General features: G+C 49.3%; 20 protein-coding genes. 11 read left to right on the top strand and 9 right to left on the bottom strand.

From position 1 onward, the window contains the following. Positions 1-84: 84 nt before the first annotated feature. A complete protein-coding gene (locus ACR9Y8_RS21350) occupies positions 85-1056 on the bottom strand; it encodes a FecR family protein (protein ID WP_481215283.1) in 972 nt (323 codons plus the stop codon). Between the two features lie 82 nt (positions 1057-1138). Next, positions 1139-1717 (bottom strand): RNA polymerase sigma-70 factor, encoded by a 579-nt coding sequence (locus ACR9Y8_RS21345; protein ID WP_481215282.1) that lies wholly within the window; start codon positions 1715-1717, stop codon positions 1139-1141. A 104-nt stretch (positions 1718-1821) separates the two neighbouring features. Between ACR9Y8_RS21345 and zwf the strand changes: the two genes are divergently transcribed. The 4 genes from zwf to ACR9Y8_RS21325 all read left to right on the top strand — a co-directional run bounded on the left by zwf (position 1822) and on the right by ACR9Y8_RS21325 (position 7145). Continuing rightward, the gene (gene zwf / locus ACR9Y8_RS21340) at positions 1822-3336 is read left to right on the top strand and encodes a glucose-6-phosphate dehydrogenase (protein ID WP_481215281.1); all 1515 of its coding nucleotides are present in this window, start codon (positions 1822-1824) and stop codon (positions 3334-3336) included. 44 nt (positions 3337-3380) lie between these two features. Then, entirely contained in the window at positions 3381-3899 is a 519-nt protein-coding gene (locus tag ACR9Y8_RS21335) for a DsbA family protein (protein ID WP_481215280.1), read from the top strand. A 70-nt stretch (positions 3900-3969) separates the two neighbouring features. Beyond that, positions 3970-4740, top strand: a complete 771-nt coding sequence (locus tag ACR9Y8_RS21330; RefSeq protein WP_481215279.1) for a 3-keto-disaccharide hydrolase — start codon at positions 3970-3972, stop codon at positions 4738-4740. Positions 4741-4973: 233 nt separating this feature from the next. Further along, complete coding sequence (locus tag ACR9Y8_RS21325; RefSeq protein WP_481215278.1) at positions 4974-7145, top strand: carbohydrate binding family 9 domain-containing protein; 2172 nt, start codon at positions 4974-4976, stop codon at positions 7143-7145. A 207-nt stretch (positions 7146-7352) separates the two neighbouring features. Here the strand turns inward: ACR9Y8_RS21325 and ACR9Y8_RS21320 are convergent, their stop codons facing one another. The 3 genes from ACR9Y8_RS21320 to ACR9Y8_RS21310 all read right to left on the bottom strand — a co-directional run bounded on the left by ACR9Y8_RS21320 (position 7353) and on the right by ACR9Y8_RS21310 (position 8601). Then, positions 7353-7766, bottom strand: a complete 414-nt coding sequence (locus tag ACR9Y8_RS21320; protein ID WP_481215277.1) for a putative toxin-antitoxin system toxin component, PIN family — start codon at positions 7764-7766, stop codon at positions 7353-7355. Continuing rightward, positions 7763-8005: a hypothetical protein gene (locus ACR9Y8_RS21315; protein ID WP_481215276.1), complete on the bottom strand. Its 243-nt coding sequence runs from the start codon at positions 8003-8005 to the stop codon at positions 7763-7765. Before ACR9Y8_RS21315 ends, ACR9Y8_RS21320 begins: the two co-directional genes overlap by 4 nt. A gap of 149 nt (positions 8006-8154) precedes the next feature. Then, positions 8155-8601, bottom strand: coding sequence for a hypothetical protein (locus ACR9Y8_RS21310; RefSeq protein WP_481215275.1), 447 nt, complete (start codon positions 8599-8601; stop codon positions 8155-8157). Positions 8602-8821: 220 nt separating this feature from the next. Here ACR9Y8_RS21310 and ACR9Y8_RS21305 point away from each other — a divergent pair, with 220 nt between their 5' ends. Continuing rightward, positions 8822-9322, top strand: coding sequence for a DinB family protein (locus ACR9Y8_RS21305; protein ID WP_481215274.1), 501 nt, complete (start codon positions 8822-8824; stop codon positions 9320-9322). Between the two features lie 20 nt (positions 9323-9342). Here ACR9Y8_RS21305 and ACR9Y8_RS21300 read toward each other — a convergent pair whose 3' ends face one another. Both ACR9Y8_RS21300 and ACR9Y8_RS21295 read right to left on the bottom strand, forming a co-directional pair. Continuing rightward, the gene (locus ACR9Y8_RS21300) at positions 9343-9846 is read right to left on the bottom strand and encodes a DUF5597 domain-containing protein (protein WP_481215273.1); all 504 of its coding nucleotides are present in this window, start codon (positions 9844-9846) and stop codon (positions 9343-9345) included. A gap of 93 nt (positions 9847-9939) precedes the next feature. After that, on the bottom strand, positions 9940-10197 hold the full coding sequence (locus tag ACR9Y8_RS21295) for a hypothetical protein (RefSeq protein WP_481215272.1): 258 nt from the start codon (positions 10195-10197) through the stop codon (positions 9940-9942). A gap of 403 nt (positions 10198-10600) precedes the next feature. On the opposite strand from ACR9Y8_RS21295, the gene ACR9Y8_RS21290 reads away from it, so the two are divergent. From ACR9Y8_RS21290 to ACR9Y8_RS21275, 4 genes are all read left to right on the top strand, one after another. Then, positions 10601-11629 (top strand): LacI family DNA-binding transcriptional regulator, encoded by a 1029-nt coding sequence (locus tag ACR9Y8_RS21290; protein ID WP_481215271.1) that lies wholly within the window; start codon positions 10601-10603, stop codon positions 11627-11629. A gap of 18 nt (positions 11630-11647) precedes the next feature. Then, positions 11648-13789, top strand: coding sequence for an alpha-glucuronidase family glycosyl hydrolase (locus tag ACR9Y8_RS21285; protein ID WP_481215270.1), 2142 nt, complete (start codon positions 11648-11650; stop codon positions 13787-13789). Between the two features lie 72 nt (positions 13790-13861). Then, complete coding sequence (locus ACR9Y8_RS21280; RefSeq protein ID WP_481215269.1) at positions 13862-14611, top strand: SDR family NAD(P)-dependent oxidoreductase; 750 nt, start codon at positions 13862-13864, stop codon at positions 14609-14611. Between the two features lie 12 nt (positions 14612-14623). Then, positions 14624-15151: an RICIN domain-containing protein gene (locus tag ACR9Y8_RS21275; RefSeq protein WP_481215268.1), complete on the top strand. Its 528-nt coding sequence runs from the start codon at positions 14624-14626 to the stop codon at positions 15149-15151. A gap of 16 nt (positions 15152-15167) precedes the next feature. On the opposite strand, the gene ACR9Y8_RS21270 is transcribed toward ACR9Y8_RS21275, so the two are convergent. Continuing rightward, positions 15168-15680: a class I SAM-dependent methyltransferase gene (locus tag ACR9Y8_RS21270; RefSeq protein ID WP_481215267.1), complete on the bottom strand. Its 513-nt coding sequence runs from the start codon at positions 15678-15680 to the stop codon at positions 15168-15170. 44 nt (positions 15681-15724) lie between these two features. Between ACR9Y8_RS21270 and dusB the strand changes: the two genes are divergently transcribed. Next, entirely contained in the window at positions 15725-16762 is a 1038-nt protein-coding gene (dusB, locus tag ACR9Y8_RS21265) for a tRNA dihydrouridine synthase DusB (RefSeq protein WP_481215266.1), read from the top strand. 203 nt (positions 16763-16965) lie between these two features. On the opposite strand, the gene ACR9Y8_RS21260 is transcribed toward dusB, so the two are convergent. Beyond that, positions 16966-18513 (bottom strand): right-handed parallel beta-helix repeat-containing protein, encoded by a 1548-nt coding sequence (locus ACR9Y8_RS21260; RefSeq protein WP_481215265.1) that lies wholly within the window; start codon positions 18511-18513, stop codon positions 16966-16968. Between the two features lie 532 nt (positions 18514-19045). Between ACR9Y8_RS21260 and ACR9Y8_RS21255 the strand changes: the two genes are divergently transcribed. Next, on the top strand, positions 19046-22114 hold the full coding sequence (locus tag ACR9Y8_RS21255; RefSeq protein WP_481215264.1) for a SusC/RagA family TonB-linked outer membrane protein: 3069 nt from the start codon (positions 19046-19048) through the stop codon (positions 22112-22114). Positions 22115-22116 lie beyond the last annotated feature (2 nt).

The raw sequence follows: 22116 nt of genomic DNA, 5'->3' as shown, positions 1-22116 counted from the left end.
TGATCCTCCCCATTACGGGGAGGATCTTTTATGTAGGTGCGTTTTTCTTCATAGCGTAGAGATTGTAGTGTTTTTTGACAGATGTCAGCAACGGCCTTTCCTGATGATGTACGTGGTAGCGTCTTTCTTCACTAAAGTGGCATTCAATGTGAGGCAGAGCTGCTGTAATGCTTTATCCAATCCTTTTTGTATTTCAAAATCGCCGAAATAGAAACAATCGTCTGTTGGCCCTTCTATGTTGATCCTTACCTTGTAATAGTTAGCCAGTGTATTGGTCACTTCTGCTAAGGCAGCACCTTTGTATTTTAAGATGCCGTTACGCCGCAGCAGCAGGTGTTCCGTATCTACATGGTCAGTGATGCTGATGGCTTTGGTCTGTTTATTAAACACAGCGCGCTGGCTGGGAGATACAGGTATGGCGTCCTTCGCTTCCTTTACGGCTACTTTGCCTGTCACCACCGTTACTCCTACAGCGGCTTGATCGCGATAGGCCTGGACGTCAAAAGAAGTACCCAGTACAGTAGTGGATAGTGTACCGGTGACTACCGTGAAAGGGTGAGCCGCATCTTTTTGTACCTCAAAAAATGCTTCTCCTTCCAGCTGCAGGTTCATAGCGCCGTTGTCTGTGCGTTGCGTGTATCGCAGGGTGGAAGCAGGGCTGAGCCATACCTGTGTGCCATCTGGCAAGGTAGCAAAGCGTTGTTGTCCCGGCAATGCAGTCAGCAGGCCTTGTGTTAACCGGACAGCAGATCTTTCCGGACGAACAAAATACATCCACAGGCCGCCTGCTATGATCAGCAGCACAGCGGCTACTGCTATACGTCTCCACCAGATAGGCCGCACCGGCGTTTCTTCCTGCGGCTGTTGCCGGATGTTTGCCAGCAGCTGCTCTTCCATTTCTGCTTCTAATTGAAGACGGTTGCCCATTTCCAGCTCGTCCCATTCCCGGGCGCCGCGGAAACTGTAATAGTAGTTCATCAGCGCTTTCAGCTCCTGTTCTGTTGCTTCGCCTTTTGTCCATTTATCGATCAGATCAAAAAACTCCTGCCGGTTCATAGAGGGTATTTTAAAGGATAGTGACAAATGCGGAAGCATGCCCCCAAAGGAGGTTAAAAAAATACCGTAAAGAGAGAAAATATTATAAGAGAAAGATACCCAGCAATAGCGGTCCGAGGGTGTATTGCAAGGCTATACGTAAACGGCGGAGGGCAATATTGATCTGGTTCTCGACGGTTTTAACAGATACGTTGAGGCGTCCTGCAATTTCTTTATAAGACAGCTGCTGCTCCCTGCTCATGCGATAGATCTGCGCGCATTTCTCCGGCAGCGTATCCACCAAAGCATTTAAACGGGCCTGCAGTTCTTTAACCGCAAGCTCACTTTCAGGAGAAGGGCTTTGCATTCTTTCTGTAAGATCGTCAAAGCATGCTTCGCGCACGGGATGCTGACGGATATAACGGAACACTTTATAGCGGATACTGTTGGCGAGATAAGCTTTGAATGAACCGCTTAAACGAATGCTGGCTGCGCGTTGCCAGATCTCTGTGAAGAGCTCCTGTACCAGGTCTTTACAGGCTTCCCTGTCTTTCAGTACCTGGTAGGCAGCCAGGAATAATGACTGCCAATGCCGCCGGTACAGCAGGGTTAAGGCCTGCTCATCTCCCTGCTGCAGCATCAGTAGCAATTCTTCATCACTGAGCCCTTCGTTGGCTGACATTAATCGACGTTTATAATTTTATGGGAAAACCACGGTCATTGTACCCTGGGCATAAATATAGAGATTATAATTAGTATCTTTCCATGCCCTAAAGCAAGAATGGAATGAAACCAGTCAAAAAAACGTCCCCCTCCGTGATCGTCATCTTCGGAGGTACCGGGGACTTATCTAAACGGAAACTGATACCGGCTTTTTACAACCTGTTTATTGAAGGCTGGATGCCGGAAACATTTGATATCATCGGCCTGGGACTAGAGCAATACAATGATGAAGCTTATCACCAGCATTTACTGGGTGCGCTGTCGGCATTCTCGCGCAGCGGAATACCGGAAACCGACAAATGGGAAGCTTTCAAATCACGGGTACATTATCTCGAATCTGATATTAATGATCCGGAGTTCTACCAGCTGCTGGCTACAAAGCTGGACACCATGGACCAGGAACGGGGCAGCCGTGCAGACCGCCTGTTCTATCTCTCTGTTGCGCCGCGCTTTATTGCACCGGTGGCCCTTAACCTGGGCAGAACCGGTATTGCCGCCAACGTTCAGGCAGACAGGATCATTGTGGAAAAGCCTTTTGGTCATAACAGGGCTACCGCCGCTGAACTGAGCGAGCTGCTGAACCAAACCTTCCAGGAAACCCAGATCTATCGGATAGATCATTACCTGGGAAAAGAGACTGTACAGAACATCCTGGCCTTCCGCTTTGCCAATGCACTGTTTGAGCCCTTGTGGAACCGCAGCTATATCGACTATGTACAGATCACCGTGGCAGAGGAAGTAGGCGTAGAACAAAGGGGCGGCTACTATGACGGTGCAGGCGCTCTACGGGATATGATCCAGAACCACCTGCTGCAGCTGCTCTGTATGATCGCGATGGAACCGCCGGTATCTTTTGAAGCAGAAGAGATCCGTAACCGGAAAGTGGATGTGCTGCGCGCTATCCGTCCGTTAAAGCAGGATGAAGTGTATAAATACGCGGTAAGAGGCCAGTATGGCCCGGGATGGATGCAGGGCAAGAAAGTCCCCGCATACCGCGAAGAGCCGGGCGTTAAACCGGATTCCAATACGGAAACCTATGCAGCTATTAAATTCTACCTGGATAACTGGCGCTGGCAGGATGTACCCTTTTATATGCGCACGGGTAAAAGGATGCAGGAAAAAACATCTTCCATCACCATCCAGTTCAGGCCCGTGCCCCACGCTACTTTCCCGGACAACTATTCAGAAAACCCACCCAACCGGTTGATCATAAACATACAACCGCGCATGGATATACGATTACGTTTTACCGCCAAGAAACAGGGCCTTGAAATGGCCCTGAACCCGGTAGAGATGGTATTCAACTATGAAAAGAACGCATCGGCCAAAACACCAGAAGCATATGAAACTTTGCTATTGGATGCATTGAGAGGCGATGCAACCCTGTTCATGCGTTCAGACCAGGTACTGGCTGCCTGGGATGTGATCACCCCTATACTCGATAACTGGGAATCACATGACTCACTCGATTTTCCCAATTACCATGCAGGCACCTGGGGACCGGAGAATGCAGAGGCATTGATCGCGCGGCAGGGACACACCTGGACAGGTGTTACGCAGGCCAAAGATGATTGCTGATAAAGCTGGTATGATATTCGTGGCAACTAGGCTAAAGCAGTAGCATGGGCAGATTATATCCGCCGGTATCAGGCAGGGACCAGGTGGCGGGCAACCCGGATGCTCCCATTATCCTCGTGGAATATGGTGATTTTCAATGCCAGCATTGCGGCCGCGCCTACCCGCTGGTAAAAAGATTATTGGCAGAAGAAGGCGATCATTTTCTTTTTGCCTATCGCCACTTTCCCTTGCAGGAAGCACATCCTGCAGCATACCCGGCGGCGCTGGCCGCAGAAGCGGCAGGAAAGCAGGGTAAATTCTGGGAGATGTATGACCTGGTCTTTGAGCAGCAGGAATACCTGAACACCAGTTTCCTGTTGGACCTGGCCGCCAGCCTGTCACTAGACCTGCGCCGCTTTGCAGCCGACTGGAAAAGCCCCCTCACCCACCGGAAAGTGGAAGGAGATTTTGAGAGCGGTCTCCGCAGCGGTGTGAGCGGCACTCCCACCTTCTTTGTGAACAATGAGCGCCTTTTCTTTGATGGCAGCTACAGTTCACTTTTACATGCTGTCATGATGGTATAAGCGCCGTTCATCCTATTTCCCTTGTTTTCCCGCAGCAATTTTTAATTTAGAGAATTAAACTATAGTGAATATGCTCAAGAGAATCCTCGTAGTAGCGGCGGGTGCAGCCTTCTTAACCACCACTGCATTCGCGCAAAACAAACCGGAAGACACGGAAGTATGGACGCCTGTACCTAAAGTGGTAACGCCAGGCAAAAACGCAGGCGATGCCCCTGCAGACGCAGTGCTTTTATTTAATGGCAAGAACCTGGACGAATGGGAATCTGTGAACAATCCGGGAGAACCGGCCAAATGGAAGGTAGCCGATAACGTTATCACCGTTGATAAAAGTACCGGCAATATCCAGACCAAAAAGAAATTTACCGATTATCAATTGCACATAGAATACCGCATTCCGGCCAACATTAGCGGTACCGGTCAGGCCCGCGGCAACAGCGGCATCTTCCTGGCCTCCATTGGCAAAGGCGATGACGGTTACGAGCTGCAGGTGCTGGACAATTACAACAACGCCACCTATGTGAACGGACAGGCAGGCAGTATCTATAAACAAACTCCTCCCCTGGTGAACGCATGCAAAAAGCCGGGAGAATGGCAGGCCTACGATGTGATATGGACAGCGCCCCGTTTTAACGACGATGGCTCTGTGAAATCTCCTGCCCGGGTTACTGTCTTCCACAACGGCGTGCTGGTACAGAACAACACCGAATTAAAAGGCCCTACCCGCTATATCGGCAAGGCATCTTATGAGAAAGCTCATGGGCCCAGCCCGATCAAGTTACAGGCGCACGGAGACAAGAGCGAGCCGCTCAGCTTCCGTAACATCTGGGTACGCGAATTATAATCAATGATATTTTAATCTGAAAAGCCGGGCGACTGTATACGTCGCCCGGCTTTTTTTGTCCCTTCTTCAAAGCGATCGGGGGAGGCGATCTTAATAGTTGTCAGTTGTTAGTTGTCAGTGATTGACGCTATATATATAGTTTTTATAATACCAGGTAACCGCTGGTAACTGACAACTAACAACTGATAACTTTTGTTTGTATTTTGTCCGGACGAACCAAAATCCAGACAACTGTGCGCTTTTTTCCACGTCTGCTCTGTTGTTGTCTCTTAAGCCTGCCACTGGCAGCGCAGAAAAAGAATGAGGCATACCAGTTGCATATACGCAGGGCCAGCTCTCCTGTTAAAATAGATGGCATTATTGATTCCAGCTGGCAGGCAGCGGATACCGCTACCGATTTCTTTATGATCCTGCCGATGGATACCAGCTATGCCAAAGTGCGCACAGATGTACAGATGACCTATGACGATAAGCATCTTTACCTGCTGGTGGTCAATTATAACGGCGCACCGGGGCCTTATATGGTAGAATCCCTGCGGCGCGACTTTGCCTTCCTGAAAAATGATAATTTCCTTCTCTTCATGGACCCCTTTGACGACCAGACCAACGGCTTCTCCTTCGGGGCCAATGCAGCCGGTGCACAATGGGACGGCTTGATGTACGATGGCGGCAAGGTAGACCTGAGCTGGGATAACAAGTGGACTTCCGTAGTAAAGAACTATCCCGATAAATGGGTATTTGAAGCAGCCATCCCTTTTAAGACCATCCGCTATAAAAAAGGGATCAGCAGATGGGGCATCAACTTTGGCCGCAACGACCTGAAGACAACCGAGAAAAGCAGCTGGGCGCCCGTGCCGCGGCAATTCCCTTCCGCGTCGCTGGCGTATACAGGAGTGCTGGTATGGGATGCGCCTCCACCTGACCCGGGGCCTAATATCTCTATTATCCCCTACCTGCTGGGCGGCATCAATAAAGACTATACAAATGGTACGGGCACGCATTACCGTAAAACAGCGGGGGTAGACGCCAAGATAGCGGTGACCTCTTCTCTTAACCTGGACCTGACGGTGAACCCTGATTTTTCGCAGGTAGATGTAGACAAGCAGGTGACGAACCTGGACCGCTTCGAATTGTTCTACCCCGAAAGGCGGCAGTTCTTCCTGGAGAATGGCGACCAGTTCACCAATTTCGGGTATTCCACTATCCGCCCCTTCTTTTCCAGGCGCATAGGACTGGGCGCCAATATTGATTTTGGCGCACGCCTGAGCGGTAAGCTGAACCGTAACTGGCGCATGGGACTGATGAATATGCAAACAGCCCGGCAGGAAGCATTGGGATTACCTGCACAGAACTTTACCGTAGCCGCCCTTCAACGGCGCGTATTTGCACGTTCCAATGTGGGCTTCATCTTCATTAATAAAGAATCATTGAACTACGACCCGGAGACAGTACGGGACAAGCCCATATATTCCCGCTACAACCGCAACCTGGGACTGGAATATAACCTGGCCTCCGCCAATAACTTCTGGACAGGCAAGGCGTTGCTGTTAAAATCTGCCAGTCCGGGTAAGACGGGCCATGATTGGGTGCATGCCGCCAACCTGCAATATACCAGCCGTACCTGGAACATTAGCTGGCAGCATGAATACGTAGGCCATAATTATAACGCAGAAGTAGGTTATGTGCCCAGGCAGGGATACATTAAACTGGTGCCGCAGATCACGCACCTGTTCTTTCCTAAAAGCGGCGCTATATTGAGCCATGGCCCGCAGATCACTTCTACCAATTTCTTTGATGAAGATATGCGGCGTACAGACAATGAGCTGCTGTTGTCTTACGCCTTTGTTTTTCGCAAACGGAATACGCTGACAGCCTGGGCATCCAACAGCTATATTAAACTGCTGGCGCCTTTTGATCCTACCAATAGCGGTAAGGATAGCCTGTCCACAGGAACACAACATAACTGGAACACCGTTGGTGTAGACTATGTATCCAAACCGCAAAGCCTTTTCACCTGGTCTTTCTCTGGCCGCTATGGCGGTTACTATGCAGATGGCAAACGCCTGACCATGGGCAGCGAGCTGGGATACCGCTTTCAGCCCTATGTGAGCATCGCACTCAGCACTACTTATAATGATATAAGATTACCCCAGCCCTGGGGGCATAATGCCTTCTGGCTGGTGGGCCCTCGACTGGATGTTACCATGACCAATACTTTGTTCTTTACCGGCTTTATGCAGTATAATGAGCAGCTGAAGAACATGAACCTGAACACCCGCTTTCAGTGGCGTTACCGTCCTGCTTCAGACATCTTTATTGTATATACAGATAATTATCTGCCGGAGCCTTTTTATGTAAAGAACAGGGCGCTGGTGGTGAAGCTGGTGTATTGGCTGAATTTGTAAATACAAATCCCGGATGCGTGGATGGCACCTGGGATTTGATCTATGTACTTCTGACTATTGCTTCAACAATCGTAGTGTAGTATTATTTTTCCGGCTTTCCATCTTAATGAAATAGATGCACGTGCCGGGAGAAGTGGAGTTAGTATTCAGGAGTTATATTTGAACGAAGAAGGGTTTGGAGTAGTTATTGAGGAGATGTTTCTTGCATCAAACCAACGCTTGTATTATTTCTAAGAACTTATCTGCAGAAATTATGTTAACTCTGGGGAATTGCTCGTTTTTTGCTTCATTAAAATGAAGATCATTCGTCACCAGATAATCGGCATTTCCTGCGACGGCTACGTCAAAAAACTTATTATCATCAGGGTCTTTAGAAATCACATTCCAGGCGTAAGAGATTCGCTTAAAAATAACATCGGGTGATTCGATGAAGATCTCCATTACTATTTCGGCAGCTCCGGGAGCTGCATGCTCCTTGAGAATTTCTTCATACTCATGGATAATTTCTTCACAAATAACAAGTTGATAATTTCCATTTATGAATGCTTCCCAGATTGGTCTATACCTACTTCTCCTTCCAATTGCAACCAACAGAACATTCGAATCCAATACAACTTTCATTCGGATTTTTTGGATGATGTCCGGAAGTGAGCTTTACTTAATTTTTCGTATGTTTCTTCTGTAATGTCATTTTCCAGTTCCCACTTATCAACAGCCTCATCCAAATGCTTGGACAATAATTTAACAGCCAACCTGCGCATTTGAATAAAATCTTCTTCCGGCAAAGGGTTCTTTAACAATCGCAACATCATTACTTGTTGATCGTTCAGATGGTTTGATATATAATCGGGCGCTCCCATAATTGTTGCATTTTTACAAATATATATGATTTATGGTGGTAGAACAAAAAAGTGCCACGGTAACACCATACTCATAACTGGCTGAAATTGAGAAAATTAGTAAGTAAAGCCGGTTTGTTTATCTTCTTCACCGGCTTTACATTTTGTGTTTACAATGCCGCCAGCAATTGTCCACCCGGTAATTGCGCAGAAGCATAATACAAAGTAAGATGGCTGTTCCCATGATCCTTTTCCAGCTGCTGCAGTTCTTTCACGGATATTGTCATCCCTGTTTTACCACCGCTGGGATCCGCAAACTTCCATTCTTTCAGCACCTGTCCTTTCGCGTCTTTCACGGAAATGGTTCTGCCTGTACCAGCAGCATTTCCATGGCAATGCGTGTAATAGATCACCAGTTGATCAGTCGGTTGAGCTTTTTCCAGCTGCAGGCTTTTCAGGCTGATGTCTTTCATGGCATATTCCTTTAGCAGCAGCTTGTCATTCAGGTACACTTCGTATTTGTCTACGCCAACCGGAGTGAAGGCGAAGAAAGCCAGGCATAATAGCATCAGCCCCATCATACCAGGCCAGGTTCTTTTAAAAGATGTATGTAACATACGCTCAGGTTTTAGGATGAATAAATAATCTTCTTTCTCATCCCAAAGCAAGGAAATTCTGGTTTAGGCCAAAGAGGTGGCTTGACCAAAGGAAAGGAATACTTGATGTACTGCCCGGGAGGCGCTTATCTGCGAAAAAATTTCCTGTTCATCGACAGCTGCTGACATAGGGTTGTCACAACCCGGTTCTTTCTTTGTATCACAAACAAAAACTACTACAATGTCAAAGATCATCCAATCACTGCTGAACGAAATGGAAAATGAAGCGCAAACCACCCGCAAAATGCTGGAGCGCGTACCCGAAGATAAGTTTGACTGGAAGCCCCATCCCAAGAGCGGCACGCTGAAATGGCTGGCTACGCACGTGGCAGAGCTGCCAGGTTGGGTAGAAATGACTTTTACTACAGATGAGTTGGACTTTGCCGCCAACCCCTACAAGCAGGAGCCTATCAACAGCACACAAGATCTGCTGGACTATTTTGACCGACAACTGGCAAAGGGTAAGGCGGAGCTTGCGAAAGCTACTGAAGAGGATTTAGACAAGTCCTGGACTTTAAGGAACGGCGAGCAGATATTCAGTACCAGGCCCAAAGGGGAAGTGATCCGTATGGCGTATTGCCAGACCGTACACCACCGTGCACAGCTGGGTGTTTACCTCCGCCTGCTGGATGTGCCCATCCCGGGCAGCTACGGCCCCAGTGCTGACGAAATGAAGTTCTGATTGACAGGCTGCCCGGCCGCTTATTTGTAGCGGTAAAGCTTCACCCGTTGTATGCCCCACTCACCAACAGGAATACGGATATGCCTGCCCTGGTGATCCTGGTCTCCGTTCATTCTACGGCCGGGCTGCCATTTACCGTCTATATATTCTCCTTCATCCGCTTGCAGGATACCGGCCAGGTCGCTTTTACCGGACACGGTGAAAGTGACCACTAGTCCGGTGCCTGCAATGATGTATTCATCTTCCCCGGTTTGAATAATAATGCCCCCGGTCTGCGGCCAGGAAGTATCCTTTGCTGCAGGCGACCATCCCAGGGTATAATCGTGTGAGATCTTCAATGTATATGCTCCACTCTTCCATTCCTGTGGCCCGCTGTGTTTGTCAAGCAATACACCTTCCATTTGATCGCTGCCCTGGCGCTCCAGGATTAAAGGGCTGAGCTGCTGTAACAGGTGATAGCTCTTCCCGATCGGTTCTTCTGCTGGCTTGTCTGTGGATTCAATAGAGAAGGGGGAAAAGCCCATGGCCCCATAGTGACCGATGGCATAAAAAACTTTGGCCGCATCAGAAGGCTCAAAACGGATCTCGGGTATAAAGAGCGGGTTGTTTTTCCGCGTTTACAGATCATTCCAGTATTTAAAATCCGGGTTGTAGAAATCAGGGCTGAATACATCAATCTCTGGTGCAGCTGCCTGCCAGATGTCCATGAGATGCGGCAGAGGCCCTGCACTGGGATATTCTCCCGGCAATTTACCAGGCCGTGGCAGGGCAGCATTCACATACATAGGTAAGGGGTAGGCCTTTTTACCCGCTTCGGCCACAGCATTGGCGTAGCGTGCATAATGCCAGGCCTGGAATATTTCTTCTGTAGACAATCCTTTACCAAAAACAGTTTCCCAGCTACCTTTTGAAGGGTAAGCCTGCGCTTCCCAACGCGCCTAGCGCCGGGAATGGGCTGGCCTTTATCGTCCAGGATACGGCCACTGAGGGGGCTGGTCTGGGAATAGCCCGGCAACGGTAAAAAGAAGAATGCCGTGCACAGCACAGCTGCTACATACGACTGCCAAAGCCGCATAGGTAAAGGATGTAACCATCTTGCGAGAGAGGTCGAATTTTTCATAACATGTTAAGTTTTAAGTGGAATATCTGTACCCGCGTGTCTTAATCTTTAACTAAAGTAGGAATATTATTCAAAAATGTAACCGATTACATTATTTTTTTACAAAAATATTCTATTATCTTTATTCAGCTTGATGTAACCGATTGTAAGAATATAGTATGAATAAAGAGAAAGAAGTCACTATCTACGATCTGGCAGAAAAACTGAATATCTCTGTAGCCACTGTAAGTCGGGCATTGAAAGATGACCCGGTGGTGAGCAAAAAGACGAAGAAAAAGATCTTCGACCTGGCGGAAGAAATGGGGTACCGGTCTAACCACTTTGCCAGGAACCTGCGGAACCAGCGCACGGACACCATCGGGGTGATCATCCCCCGGCTTAACAGTTATTTTATGTCTACTGTGATTGCAGGCATTGAGCATGTGGCCAACAGCCAGGGCTATACACTCATCATCAGCCAGTCTTCAGAATCTGCAGAGAAGGAGGTGATGAGCGCCCGCACCATGTTCAATAACCGGGTAGATGGTTTGCTGGTATCACTGGCATATGATACGGAGAACGTAGATCATTTCAACGCTTTTTTTAAGAAAGAGGTGCCGGTACTGTTCTTTGACCGCGTTGTGGAGCACGAGCATGTGACCAATGTATGTATCGATAACCGGAAAGCAGCTTATGAAGCCACCCTTCACCTGATAGACCAGGGCTGCAGTCACATCCTGCACATTACCGCGCCCTCTAAACGGAACGTTTATACAGACCGTCTGGCGGGTTATAAGGCGGCCTTGCTGGAAAGGGGCCTTCCCTTCTCTGAAGACCTGGTGATCCGGAATAACCTGAGCCAGGAAGCGGGGTATGCTGCAGCAGAACAGATGCTGCAAATGGAACAACTGCCGGACGGCGTGTTTGTGGCCAACGACAACTGCGCAGTGGGCTGTATGATGGGCCTTAAAAAGAAAGGCATCGCCATCCCGAAGGATATCGCCTTTGCAGGTTTCAATAACGATCCTGTGTCTACCGTCATTGAACCGAACCTTACTACTATTAATTATCCCGGCTATGAAATGGGAGAAGTGGCCGCCCGCCACTTAATTAACCACCTGAATGGCGCCGCTCCCATTACCGCCACCAATACCATTTTACTACGTTCTGAATTGATCATCCGCGGCTCTTCCCTACGAAAAAGCTGATCTTAAACCGCCCACGTTATGCGAAAACTCTGCTTACTGCTTTTATTGCTATCCTGCATGGGATCCTTACGCGCAGAAGATGGCTACCGGCTCTGGCTCAGATACGAGCGTGTGAGCGATGCCGCCTTGTTAGAAACCTATCGTAACAACCTTACAGGTATATACTTAGCAGGCGCCTCTCCTACTATACAGGCCGCCCAACAGGAATTGCTGACGGCGCTCCCCGCCTTGCTGGATAAAAAGGTACCATTACTACAACAATCACAGGGCGCTTCCCTGGTAGCCGGTACGGCACAAGCGCTGGGCGTTGTCGCTGGAAGCGTTCCAGTATCTTCCCTGCAACAGGCCGGAACAGAAGGGTTTTGTATTTTCAGCAGCAGCACCCCGCTTAAAAGGATCGTGATCACCGCCAATACTGATGTGGGTGTGCTATACGGCGTATTCCATTTTCTGCGGCTGCTGCAAACGCAACAACCCATTCAGCAGCTGTCTGTTGTCAGCGCCCCCGGCATCCGCTACCGGGTACTGGACCACTGGGATAATCTTAACCGTACTGTAGAAAGGGGCTATGCTGGCTTTTCCATATGGGACTGGCATAAACTACCGGGCTATATAGATCAGCGTTATACAGACTATACACGCGCCAATGCCTCCATTGGCATCAACGGCACAGTACTGAATAATGTAAATGCCAATGCCCTCTCCCTTTCCAAAGAATACCTGGAAAAAACGGCGGCGCTGGCGAACGTCTTCCGCCCCTATGGCATTAAGGTGTACCTCTCTGCCAGGTTCAGCGCACCCATGGAAGCAGGCGGGCTGAAAACAGCCGATCCGCTGGACCCCGCCGTACAGCAATGGTGGAAAGATAAAGTGAAAGAAATCTACAGCTATATTCCTGACTTTGGCGGTTTCCTGGTAAAAGCCAATTCAGAAGGGCAGCCGGGCCCGCAGAACTATGGGCGTACCCATGCAGACGGGGCCAACATGCTGGCGGATGCACTGGCGCCCTATAAGGGGATTGTGATGTGGAGAGCCTTTGTATACGATGCGAAAGCAGACCAGGACCGATTCAAACAGGCTTATGAAGAGTTTAAACCGCTGGACGGAAAGTTCCGGGAAAACGTTGCGGTACAGGTAAAGAACGGCCCTATCGATTTTCAGCCCAGGGAACCCTTCCATCCCCTCTTTGGAGCCATGCCACACACGCCGCTGATGCTGGAATTCCAACTGACGCAGGAGTACCTGGGCTTTGCCACCCACCTGGTATACCTTCCTACGCTCTTCAGGGAAGTGCTGGACGCCGATACGTATGAAAAAGGTAAAGGATCTGCTGTTGCCAGGGTAATAGACGGCTCCTTGGAAGGACATACTTTTTCCGGAATGGCCGGAGTGGCTAATATCGGCAATGACCGCAACTGGACAGGCCATCCCTTTGGCCAGGCCAACTGGTATGCCCTGGGCCGATTAGCATGGGACCATCACCTGAGCCCGGAAAAGATAGCCGATGAATGGCTGCGGCAAACCTTTAGCAATAACGCGGACTTTGTGAACCCGGTAAAGAAAATGATGCTCGCTTCCCACGAAACCCTTGTAAATTACATGACGCCTTTGGGACTTCATCATATTATGGGCTACAGCCACCATTATGGCCCGGCTCCCTGGTATGATAAAGCGGCGCGGGCCGATTGGAACCCGGTGTACTTTCACCGGGCAGACAGCGCAGGTATCGGGTTTGACCGCACGGCCAATGGCAGCAATGCCCTGGGCCAATATACGCCGGAAGCAAGGCGGCATTGGGAAAACCTGCGCAATTGCCCGGATGAGTACCTGCTGTGGTTCCATCATGTACCATGGACCTATACCCTGCATTCCGGCCGTACTTTGTGGAACGAAATGTGCTACCGCTACCAGTCAGGGGTGAAAGGCGTGCAGCAGATGGTACGCACCTGGGACAGTGTAGCCACGTATGTGGATGAAGAAAGGGCTACGCAGGTAAAGATGCTGCTGAACATACAGCTGCAAGAAGCCAGCTGGTGGCGGGACGCCTGCCTGTCGTACTTTCAGACCTTTTCAAAGATGCCATTACCGCCGGGCGTACCAGCTCCGGCGCATACACTGGAATACTATAAATCGCTTTCCTTCCCTTATGCTCCCCATTGAGCATGCCTACCCCATATTTATGGGAGGGGGGTATGTGGAAGGTATAGATCAACTATCATAATTACCAAATTTATGGAACAAGGAAAAACCAAACTGGCGATCGTTACAGGCGGCGGCTCAGGGATAGGACTGGCCATTACGCAGAAATTTGTACAGGCGGGCATCCGTACGGTCATTATCGGCAGGGACACGCAAAAACTGAATGCCACCAGGGAAAAACTGGGCGACTTATGCATACCGCTGCAGGGCGACCTGTCTGATCTGAACAGCATTCCCGCCCTGGTACAGCACATTATCAGCCAGTACGGGCCTGTCAGCATATTGGTGAACAATGCAGGGATCAACCAGAAAAAACTATTTACGGAAGTAACAGATGAGGACTTCCAGCGGATATTGCTCACGAATGTGACCGCTGTATTTTCCCTTTCGCGGGAGGTGGTCAAACACATGCTTGAAAACGGGGGCGGATCTATCATCAATATCAGCTCTATGGCGGCACAATACGGCATTCCCAAAGTAATCGCCTATACCGCTTCCAAATCTGCCATCGACGGCATGACCAAAGCCATGGCGGTAGAGCTGTCGCCACAGGGTATCCGTGTAAACTGTATCGCACCGGGCTTTATCGCCACGGATATGTCTGCCAAAGCATTGGACAGCGATCCGGAAAGAAAGCATAAAGCGCTTGACCGTACCCCTATGGGCGTATTGGGATTACCGGCTGATATAGGGGATGCCGCTCTCTTCCTCGCGGGTGATGCTGCCCGTTATATTACAGGTGTAGTGCTACCCGTGGATGGCGGCAATTCCATCGGATTTTGATATTTTTGGTAGATGCAATCTGTCAAATTACTCATCAGCACTTTGCTGCTATCCGGCATGCTTTTCTGCACGGCACAGCAAAGCAGCGCACAGGATTTCAAAGGAGGCGCGTTCCAGTTAGAGAACAAGGCTACCCGCCTGTTATTGCGCCCCAAGGATGCCAACAATGCAGAGGGTACGCAGATCGTAGTATACCCTAAATATGACTGGCGTTGCCTTACCTGGGACATTACGCCCGCAGGCTATGCCAACATCTTTACCTTTAAAAACTATTTTACCAGTAAAACCATTCAACCTACTGCAGGCCTTACGGAAAACACACCTGTATTGCAGGCTGCTATCCGGCCCAGCGCTACTTTGCAGCAATGGGATGTAGTAAAGGTAGAAGGAGATTATTATAAAATAAGCCCACACGGTACCAACCTGGTGATGACTGTAGAGGGCAGCGGTATCAATGCTAAAGTGGTGCTCAAAAAATGGGAGCAGTCTGCTGCGCAGCTCTGGAAACTATTGCCTAAACCGGAAGATTTCAGTGGTTGAGCAAAAGCCGCCGTATTCAATCAATCAGTACCGAATACATATTTGCCCTCCTATAAATGGAAGCATGTTCATGCAGGCGGGTAATATTGGGATAACCTGCACGATGAAATAATTTTAACAAGGAATGATAGCTGAGCGGATAAGGTACCCAGGGATTGGCTTTATCCGTATCATATTCTATGATAAGAAAGCTCCCGCCTGGTTTGAGACAGCCACCCGCCTTTTTGATGAAAGCGTACTGGTCTTTTACGTAATGGAGTGAATTCGCCATTAAAATGCCATCCAGGTTTTGCAAGGGCAGCTGATTCGCAACAAAATCCAGTTGCAGGGGTTTTATTGTCACCGCGTTTTTGCTCTGTATCTTAACCGGTTCTTTATCAATCGCATATACCGTACTTCCCGGTGCCAACAGTCCTGTCAGTGCCCGGGAAAAGAGCCCCGAGCCGCAACCCAGATCTGCCCAGGTGCTAACGCCAGGCCCGGCAATACCCTCGTACCGGATCAATTCAATGGCTTCATTTAATTCCATCCGCTAAAAATTGAATATCTTGCGGCGGAAATTACAATATTGGTTTGATAAAGATTGGAAACATATCGCTGCCGGAATTTCCGCTGCTGCTGGCTCCCATGGAAGATGTGAGCGACCCGCCCTTCCGCGCTGTCTGCAAAGACAACGGGGCGGATCTGATGTATACGGAATTTATTTCCAGTGAAGGCCTGATCAGGGACGCCATCAAATGCCGTAAAAAGCTGGATATTTTCGATTATGAGCGCCCTATCGGCATCCAGATCTTCGGAGGGGATGAGGAAAGCCTGGCCCTGGCGGCTAAGATCGTTGACGTCACCAATCCCGACCTGCTGGACATCAACTTCGGCTGCCCGGTAAAGAAAGTGGCCCTTAAAGGCGCGGGAGCCGGTGTACTGAAAGATATTGACCTGATGGTGCGTTTGACGGAGGCCTGTGTAAAGGCCACCAGCCTGCCGGTAACGGTAAAAACAAGGCTCGGCTGGGACGACCAGACCAGGAACATCGAAGAAGTGGCAGAACGCCTGCAGGATGTAGGTATCGCCGCTCTTTCCATCCATGGCCGTACCCGCTGCCAGATGTACAAAGGCGAAGCCGACTGGAGCCTTATTGCCAAAGTAAAGAACAATCCGCGTATCCATATCCCCATCTTCGGGAACGGTGATATAGACAGTCCGCAGAAAGCGCTGGCCTATAAGAACCGCTACGGGGTGGACGGCATCATGATAGGCCGCGCCGCTATCGGCTACCCCTGGATCTTCCGCGAAATAAAACATTATGTGCAAACCGGGGAACTGCTTCCCGCCCCTACTGTAGAAGAGCGCGTGGCGGTTTGTAAAAAACACCTTCGCGCATCTGTAGAATGGAAAGGACCTGTTGTAGGGATCAATGAAATGCGCGCCTGCTATGGTAATTACCTGAAAGGGCTGCCTAATATTAAAGAGTTCCGCAGCAGGCTGGTAACACTGAAAACAGCCGAAGAGGTGGAGGCGGTACTGGACGAAATATTAGTAGCGTATGCAGGGTTTGAAGTACAGCGGATACCGATAGAGTTGATAAACTATCATGAGAAGTGCCCGGTATAAAAAGTTTGAGGTTTGAGGTTTGAGGTTTGAAGTTTGAAGTTCGTTAAAAGTTAAAAGTTCAAGATTTGTTATCAGCACGATTACAAGTGCCAGGCAAGAATAGTAAGTTGAACCTCTAACCTCTAACGAACCTCAAACTTCAAACCTCAAACCTCAAACTTCAAACCTCAAACCTCAAACTTCAAACCTCAAACCTCAAACAATTAATAAGACGTCTCATCCGCTCCTATATCCACCCTTCCGTTCCTTTTCCTGTCCTGTGAGTCAATATCATACTCCTGGTAACCTGCCACAAATGCTGGGTCACCTGCGTTTACACAGGCTGAACCGCTGGCAAGATGTAAATTCAATGTTGACAGGTTGCTGTTCACCAACCCCGGTACACCATAGGTGGAATGTGCATCCAGCCCCGTTGCGCTTACAAAAGCAGCCAGTGATCCATAGGTGGTATTGTTAATACCGCCCCAATCGAAAGTGATCGTGGAAGCAGTTCCGGAAGTAGTATAATAACGGTTATAATCCATGCTCAGGTTGGTGGAAGTATAGCCCCACAGCGCTATCACTGCAATATTGCTGTTGGATTGAACAATATTATTCTTAATAACCGTTACATCGGTGTTCTGCAGGCTGATCTCGCCGCCCCATCCTCCTTGCGTATAGTTTTTAAAGAAGGTATTATTCGTGATCGATGAATTGATCACTTTACTATTGGGTTGATTAGAACCGAAGATAATGCCTGCATCTTTGTTGTTGTAGATAAAATTATCGCGTACGTTGATACCATCAGCCGTATAGTTATTATTCTCACAACCTACGGTAATGCCTGCCCGGTTCTCATAGCAGATATTGCCTTCCACATTGATCCACTTCCCGCCGTCTACATAGATGCCGCCATTGGTAGCCACCGGCGATACGCAATGATGTACGGTGTTATACTTTACATTACCATTGCGTGCAAAGTTCACATTATCCGGCGCGCCTGTCCAGGAATAATGACCGGTCATATCAATACCGATATTCCTTACATGATGCACAATATTACCCTCTATCAGGAAGCTCTCTACGTTACCCGCCAGCGTGAGGCCTTCACTGTAGCCGGTATTGCAGTTAAATATTTCGTTATCGCCGATAAAGATCTGGCTATAGGAAGTGGCCGATGTACCTACCACCACCAGGGGATTGGCATTATCAGAAGAGGATGGAACAGCGGTAGAATCAGTGGTCCAGCCGATGTTATAGATATTGCAGTTAACTACCTGTACATCTGTTCCTGATCCGGTAATATAAATGCCTGACGCAAAACCGCGGATATTGTTCGCGATGTCTATCCCGTCAATACGGATGTGGCTTCTGCTGCTAACGGCGATCATCGCGTTCTGCGCATTGTTAGTGGCATTTACACCATCCAGGATCACATCTCCGTTATTGTTATTGGTCAGCGTGATAGGCTCTTCGGCAGAGGCGCCGGAGTGCGGCCACCACAATCTTTCTTTGTAAGTACCTGCAGACACGTGGATGGTAGCGCCCGCGCCCTCTGTGGTCTTGTTCAGCGCAGCCTGTATGGTCTTTAAAGCAGTGGCGGCACTTGTACCTGCGTTGGCATCATTACCGGAAGCGCCATTAACATAATAGTTTACAATAGTCAGTTCAGTGGATGCTTTACGCCCTTTCGAGGCAGATTGCTCCGCTACTTCCTTTTTACAGGAGACTACTATCAATAGGAGCAGACATCCTGTGATGAATGTTTTCATAGTTTTTCAATTTTACTGTTAATCAATGAGGATAAGGGGTATGTACACTACATACATTGTTCGGATCGATGGCCATCTGTAATAAAGACGAAGCAGCGAATGCAAAGGACCGCGGCAATGAGGGATTTTTTTTAAAAAGTTTCCGTTCATCACAATATCATTAAAAAAATAGTCCACCACTCTTGTAGACTAAATAAATATTTTCTAATATTGTACCCGCATACAATACTATCCGGTTCAATGCTGTAGCTAAGCCCACCACTACCCTCCAGCATGAGCGGTATGCGTATACATTTATCGGGGGTTGTTATTACACACTTAAAATACATGGGTTACATGAAGAACATCAACAAATGGAATGGTTGCTGGCGGCCATGCCGTGCAGGGCCATGTTGTCCTATGAAAAATAGAAAATAAAAAAACCGGAATTGTTGCAGCAATCCCGGTTGGTCAAAACAAGGCTCAGCTAAGATGGCGCCGTTGCAAACGCAACGGCTGCCTGCCTTATTATTTTATTACCAATACAAATATAATGAAGATTGCCATCTTGTGGGGGCTTGCATTGCTCTCACTTACCACCTATGCGCAGGACCAGAACAGTAACATCACACTATCGGGAGTAGTAATTGACGCACAAACCAAAGCACCCTTAGCCGGGGCTACCATTCATCTCAAGAACACAACACACGACGGCCTTACCAATGATAAAGGAGCGTTTAATTTCCTAACAGGCCAGCGGCTGCCCATTACCTTCCAGGTATCCTACATCGGTTACAAACAGGCAGAGATCACAGTGAACCAGCGCACCGGCATCGTGCTGGGCCTTACTGCCGCCAATACACAGCTGAACGACGTAGTGGTAGTGGGCTATGGCACACAGCAGCGTAAGAGCCTGATCAGCTCCATTTCAAAAGTAAATGCCGCAGACATCAAAGATATTCCGCAGGCGGGGGTAGATGCCCAGCTACAGGGTAAAGCAGCCGGCGTGCAGATCAACTCTAACACCGGTACGCCAGGCGACGGTGTCTTCATCCGCGTACGCGGCGCCACTTCCATTAACGCCAGTAATGATCCGCTGTATGTAGTAGATGGTGTTTTCATCAACAACACCAGCCTGCAGACAGTAAGCACCGGTGGCCGTGCCACCTCTCCCATCGCAGACATCAACCCGGCCGATATAGAAAGCATTGAAGTGCTGAAAGACGCCAGCGCCACGGCGATCTATGGTTCTCGCGGCGCCAACGGCGTGGTGATCATCACTACCAAACGCGGTAAATACGCCATGAAACCTACTGTTAGCTTCAACACTTCTCATGGCTGGGCATGGGCGCCGCAGCTGTGGGACCTTACCACCGGACCAGAACACGCAGCACTGGTCAATGAGTTCTATAGCAATTCACTGGCAGACGCCACTGCGGCGGGAGATCAGGCAGGCATTACGAAATACGCCAAAGTACCTTTCCGCTCAACAGCAGCAGGAGGCAGAGGCTTGCCGGAAGAACAACAGACCTACGACCGTTTACACAAGCTGTTTCGCACCGGTTTGCTGCATAATTATAATCTCGCTTTACAGGGAGGGACTTCTACCAATAAATACTATATCGGCGCAGGCTTTTCACAACAGGAAGCAGATATCCGGCCCATTAACTTCGACCGCGCCAGCCTGAAGATCAACCTTGATCAGAAGATAGGCGATAAGATCCAGGTAGGTACCAGTAACAGCATCTACCGCACCAAACGCAACCAGGCCAGGGCTGGTGATGGCCCCCAGGGCGGCCTCTTACAATCAGCACTGCACACACCCACTTACCTGCCGGAAGTAAATGCCGACGGCACACCAGCCCGCTGGGCAGGATTTGACAACCTGGATGTGCTGATCAATAACTATGACGTAAACACCACCAGCCTCCGTTATATCGGCAATATATACGCAGAGGCGGAGATCATTCCCAACCTGAAATTCCGTACCAGCTGGAGCCTGGATTACAATCACTATGATGAATCAGAGTACTGGAACAACCTTACCCAGCTGGGCGCCAGTCCAACCAATGGCCTGGCCACTTCTGCACTCACGCAGAACACTACCTGGATCAATGAACAAACATTATCCTATCGCACCACGCTGGCAACGAACCATACCTTCGGCGTGTTGATCGGTAATACCTTACAGGGCAACAAGCAAACCACTACGGCTGCGCAGGGCACAGGTTTTCCCAGCAATGCGTTCAAACTGATCTCAGCTGCGGCCACCCGCACCTCTTCACAAACATCCACTAAAGCTAACCTCGCCTCCTTCTTCGGGAGAGTGGATTATAATTATGCCAACAAATACTTTGTGGAGTTTTCTATCCGTGCAGATGGCTCCTCCCGTTTCGGCGCCAACCACCAGTTTGGTTATTTCCCGGCCATCGGCGCCGCCTGGCGATTGAAAGAGGAAAGCTTCCTGAAAGAGTCAGACCTGATCAGCGACCTGAAACTGCGCGCGAGCTATGGCCTGACAGGCAACCAGAATGGCATCACCAACTTTGCTTCCAAAGGTCTATGGTCTGGCGGCACCGGCTATCCGGATAATACAGCAGGTAGCGACCAGCCAGGCATCTATCCCCAGCAGCTGTCTAATCCAGACCTGAAATGGGAAAAGACCAGCCAGGTGAATGTAGGCGCTGACCTCGGATTGCTGAATGACCGTATAGGCATAGAAGTTAACCTCTACCAAAAGAATACCACAGACGCGCTCCTCCAATTACCCGTGAACGCCATCTCCGGTTTTAACAGCTACTATGCCAATGCAGGAGAGATCCGCAACAGGGGATACGAAGTGGCCATCAATACCTTCAATATCCGTAACAAACACTTTACCTGGCAAACCAATTTTAATATCTCCGGTAATGATAACAAGATCGTATCGCTGCCAGTGCCTGTTACTTACTATAACAGGGATTGGGTAAGGCTGCAGCAGGGATACTCGATGTACTCCTTCTGGTTATACAAACAGCTGTATGTAGACCCGCAAACCGGTAATGCGGTGTTTGAGGATGTGAACAAGGATGGCCAGATCACGGTGGCCGACAGGCAGATCATGGGCAGCGCTATTCCCAAATTCTTTGGCGGCATCAGCAATAATTTCACTTACCGCGGCTTTGACCTGGGCCTGGCCTTCAGCTTCCAGTACGGTAATGATGTGTATAACCTGAACCGCTTTTTCGGTGAAGGTGGCGGTACCCGCGATGCCAACCGCGTATTGTTCGCCAACCAGCTGAAGCGCTGGCAAAAACCTGGCGACATCACCGACGTACCCAGGCTCACTGCCTACGGCAACAACTATACGCTGGAACAGAACAGCCGCTTCCTGGAAGATGGCTCTTTTCTGAAACTCAGCTCACTCTCGTTTGGATACACCATTCCCAGGGACCTTACCAAAAGAGCCGGCTTCCAGACCGTTCGTGTTTACTTCATTGGCAGCAACCTACTCATCCTGAAGAAATACTCCGGCCCCGATCCCGAGTCTAACGTGACCGCCTCGCAGAACGTGCAGGGACTTGACCTGGGAACGCCGCCGCAACCGAGGACCGTGCAGTTCGGCATTAATGTAACGCTTTAATA

It is taken from the genome of Chitinophaga sp. SVR4-12A, from assembly GCF_056754765.1.
Note: the sequence above shows the minus strand (reverse complement) of the source record. Positions and strands in the feature narration are given on the sequence as shown.

Coding starts and splice junctions, on each gene's coding strand:
- ACR9Y8_RS21255 (WP_481215264.1), top strand. CDS start 19,046: ATGAAGATTGCCATCTTGTGGGGGCTTGCATTGCTCTCACTTACCACC.
- ACR9Y8_RS21280 (WP_481215269.1), top strand. CDS start 13,862: ATGGAACAAGGAAAAACCAAACTGGCGATCGTTACAGGCGGCGGCTCA.
- ACR9Y8_RS21275 (WP_481215268.1), top strand. CDS start 14,624: ATGCAATCTGTCAAATTACTCATCAGCACTTTGCTGCTATCCGGCATG.
- ACR9Y8_RS21350 (WP_481215283.1), bottom strand. CDS start 1,056: ATGAACCGGCAGGAGTTTTTTGATCTGATCGATAAATGGACAAAAGGC.
- ACR9Y8_RS21300 (WP_481215273.1), bottom strand. CDS start 9,846: ATGGGCTTTTCCCCCTTCTCTATTGAATCCACAGACAAGCCAGCAGAA.
- ACR9Y8_RS21345 (WP_481215282.1), bottom strand. CDS start 1,717: ATGTCAGCCAACGAAGGGCTCAGTGATGAAGAATTGCTACTGATGCTG.
- ACR9Y8_RS21315 (WP_481215276.1), bottom strand. CDS start 8,005: ATGGGAGCGCCCGATTATATATCAAACCATCTGAACGATCAACAAGTA.
- ACR9Y8_RS21305 (WP_481215274.1), top strand. CDS start 8,822: ATGTCAAAGATCATCCAATCACTGCTGAACGAAATGGAAAATGAAGCG.
- ACR9Y8_RS21270 (WP_481215267.1), bottom strand. CDS start 15,680: ATGGAATTAAATGAAGCCATTGAATTGATCCGGTACGAGGGTATTGCC.
- ACR9Y8_RS21310 (WP_481215275.1), bottom strand. CDS start 8,601: ATGTTACATACATCTTTTAAAAGAACCTGGCCTGGTATGATGGGGCTG.
- ACR9Y8_RS21330 (WP_481215279.1), top strand. CDS start 3,970: ATGCTCAAGAGAATCCTCGTAGTAGCGGCGGGTGCAGCCTTCTTAACC.
- ACR9Y8_RS21335 (WP_481215280.1), top strand. CDS start 3,381: ATGGGCAGATTATATCCGCCGGTATCAGGCAGGGACCAGGTGGCGGGC.
- ACR9Y8_RS21290 (WP_481215271.1), top strand. CDS start 10,601: ATGAATAAAGAGAAAGAAGTCACTATCTACGATCTGGCAGAAAAACTG.
- zwf (WP_481215281.1), top strand. CDS start 1,822: ATGAAACCAGTCAAAAAAACGTCCCCCTCCGTGATCGTCATCTTCGGA.
- ACR9Y8_RS21320 (WP_481215277.1), bottom strand. CDS start 7,766: ATGAAAGTTGTATTGGATTCGAATGTTCTGTTGGTTGCAATTGGAAGG.
- ACR9Y8_RS21285 (WP_481215270.1), top strand. CDS start 11,648: ATGCGAAAACTCTGCTTACTGCTTTTATTGCTATCCTGCATGGGATCC.
- ACR9Y8_RS21260 (WP_481215265.1), bottom strand. CDS start 18,513: ATGAAAACATTCATCACAGGATGTCTGCTCCTATTGATAGTAGTCTCC.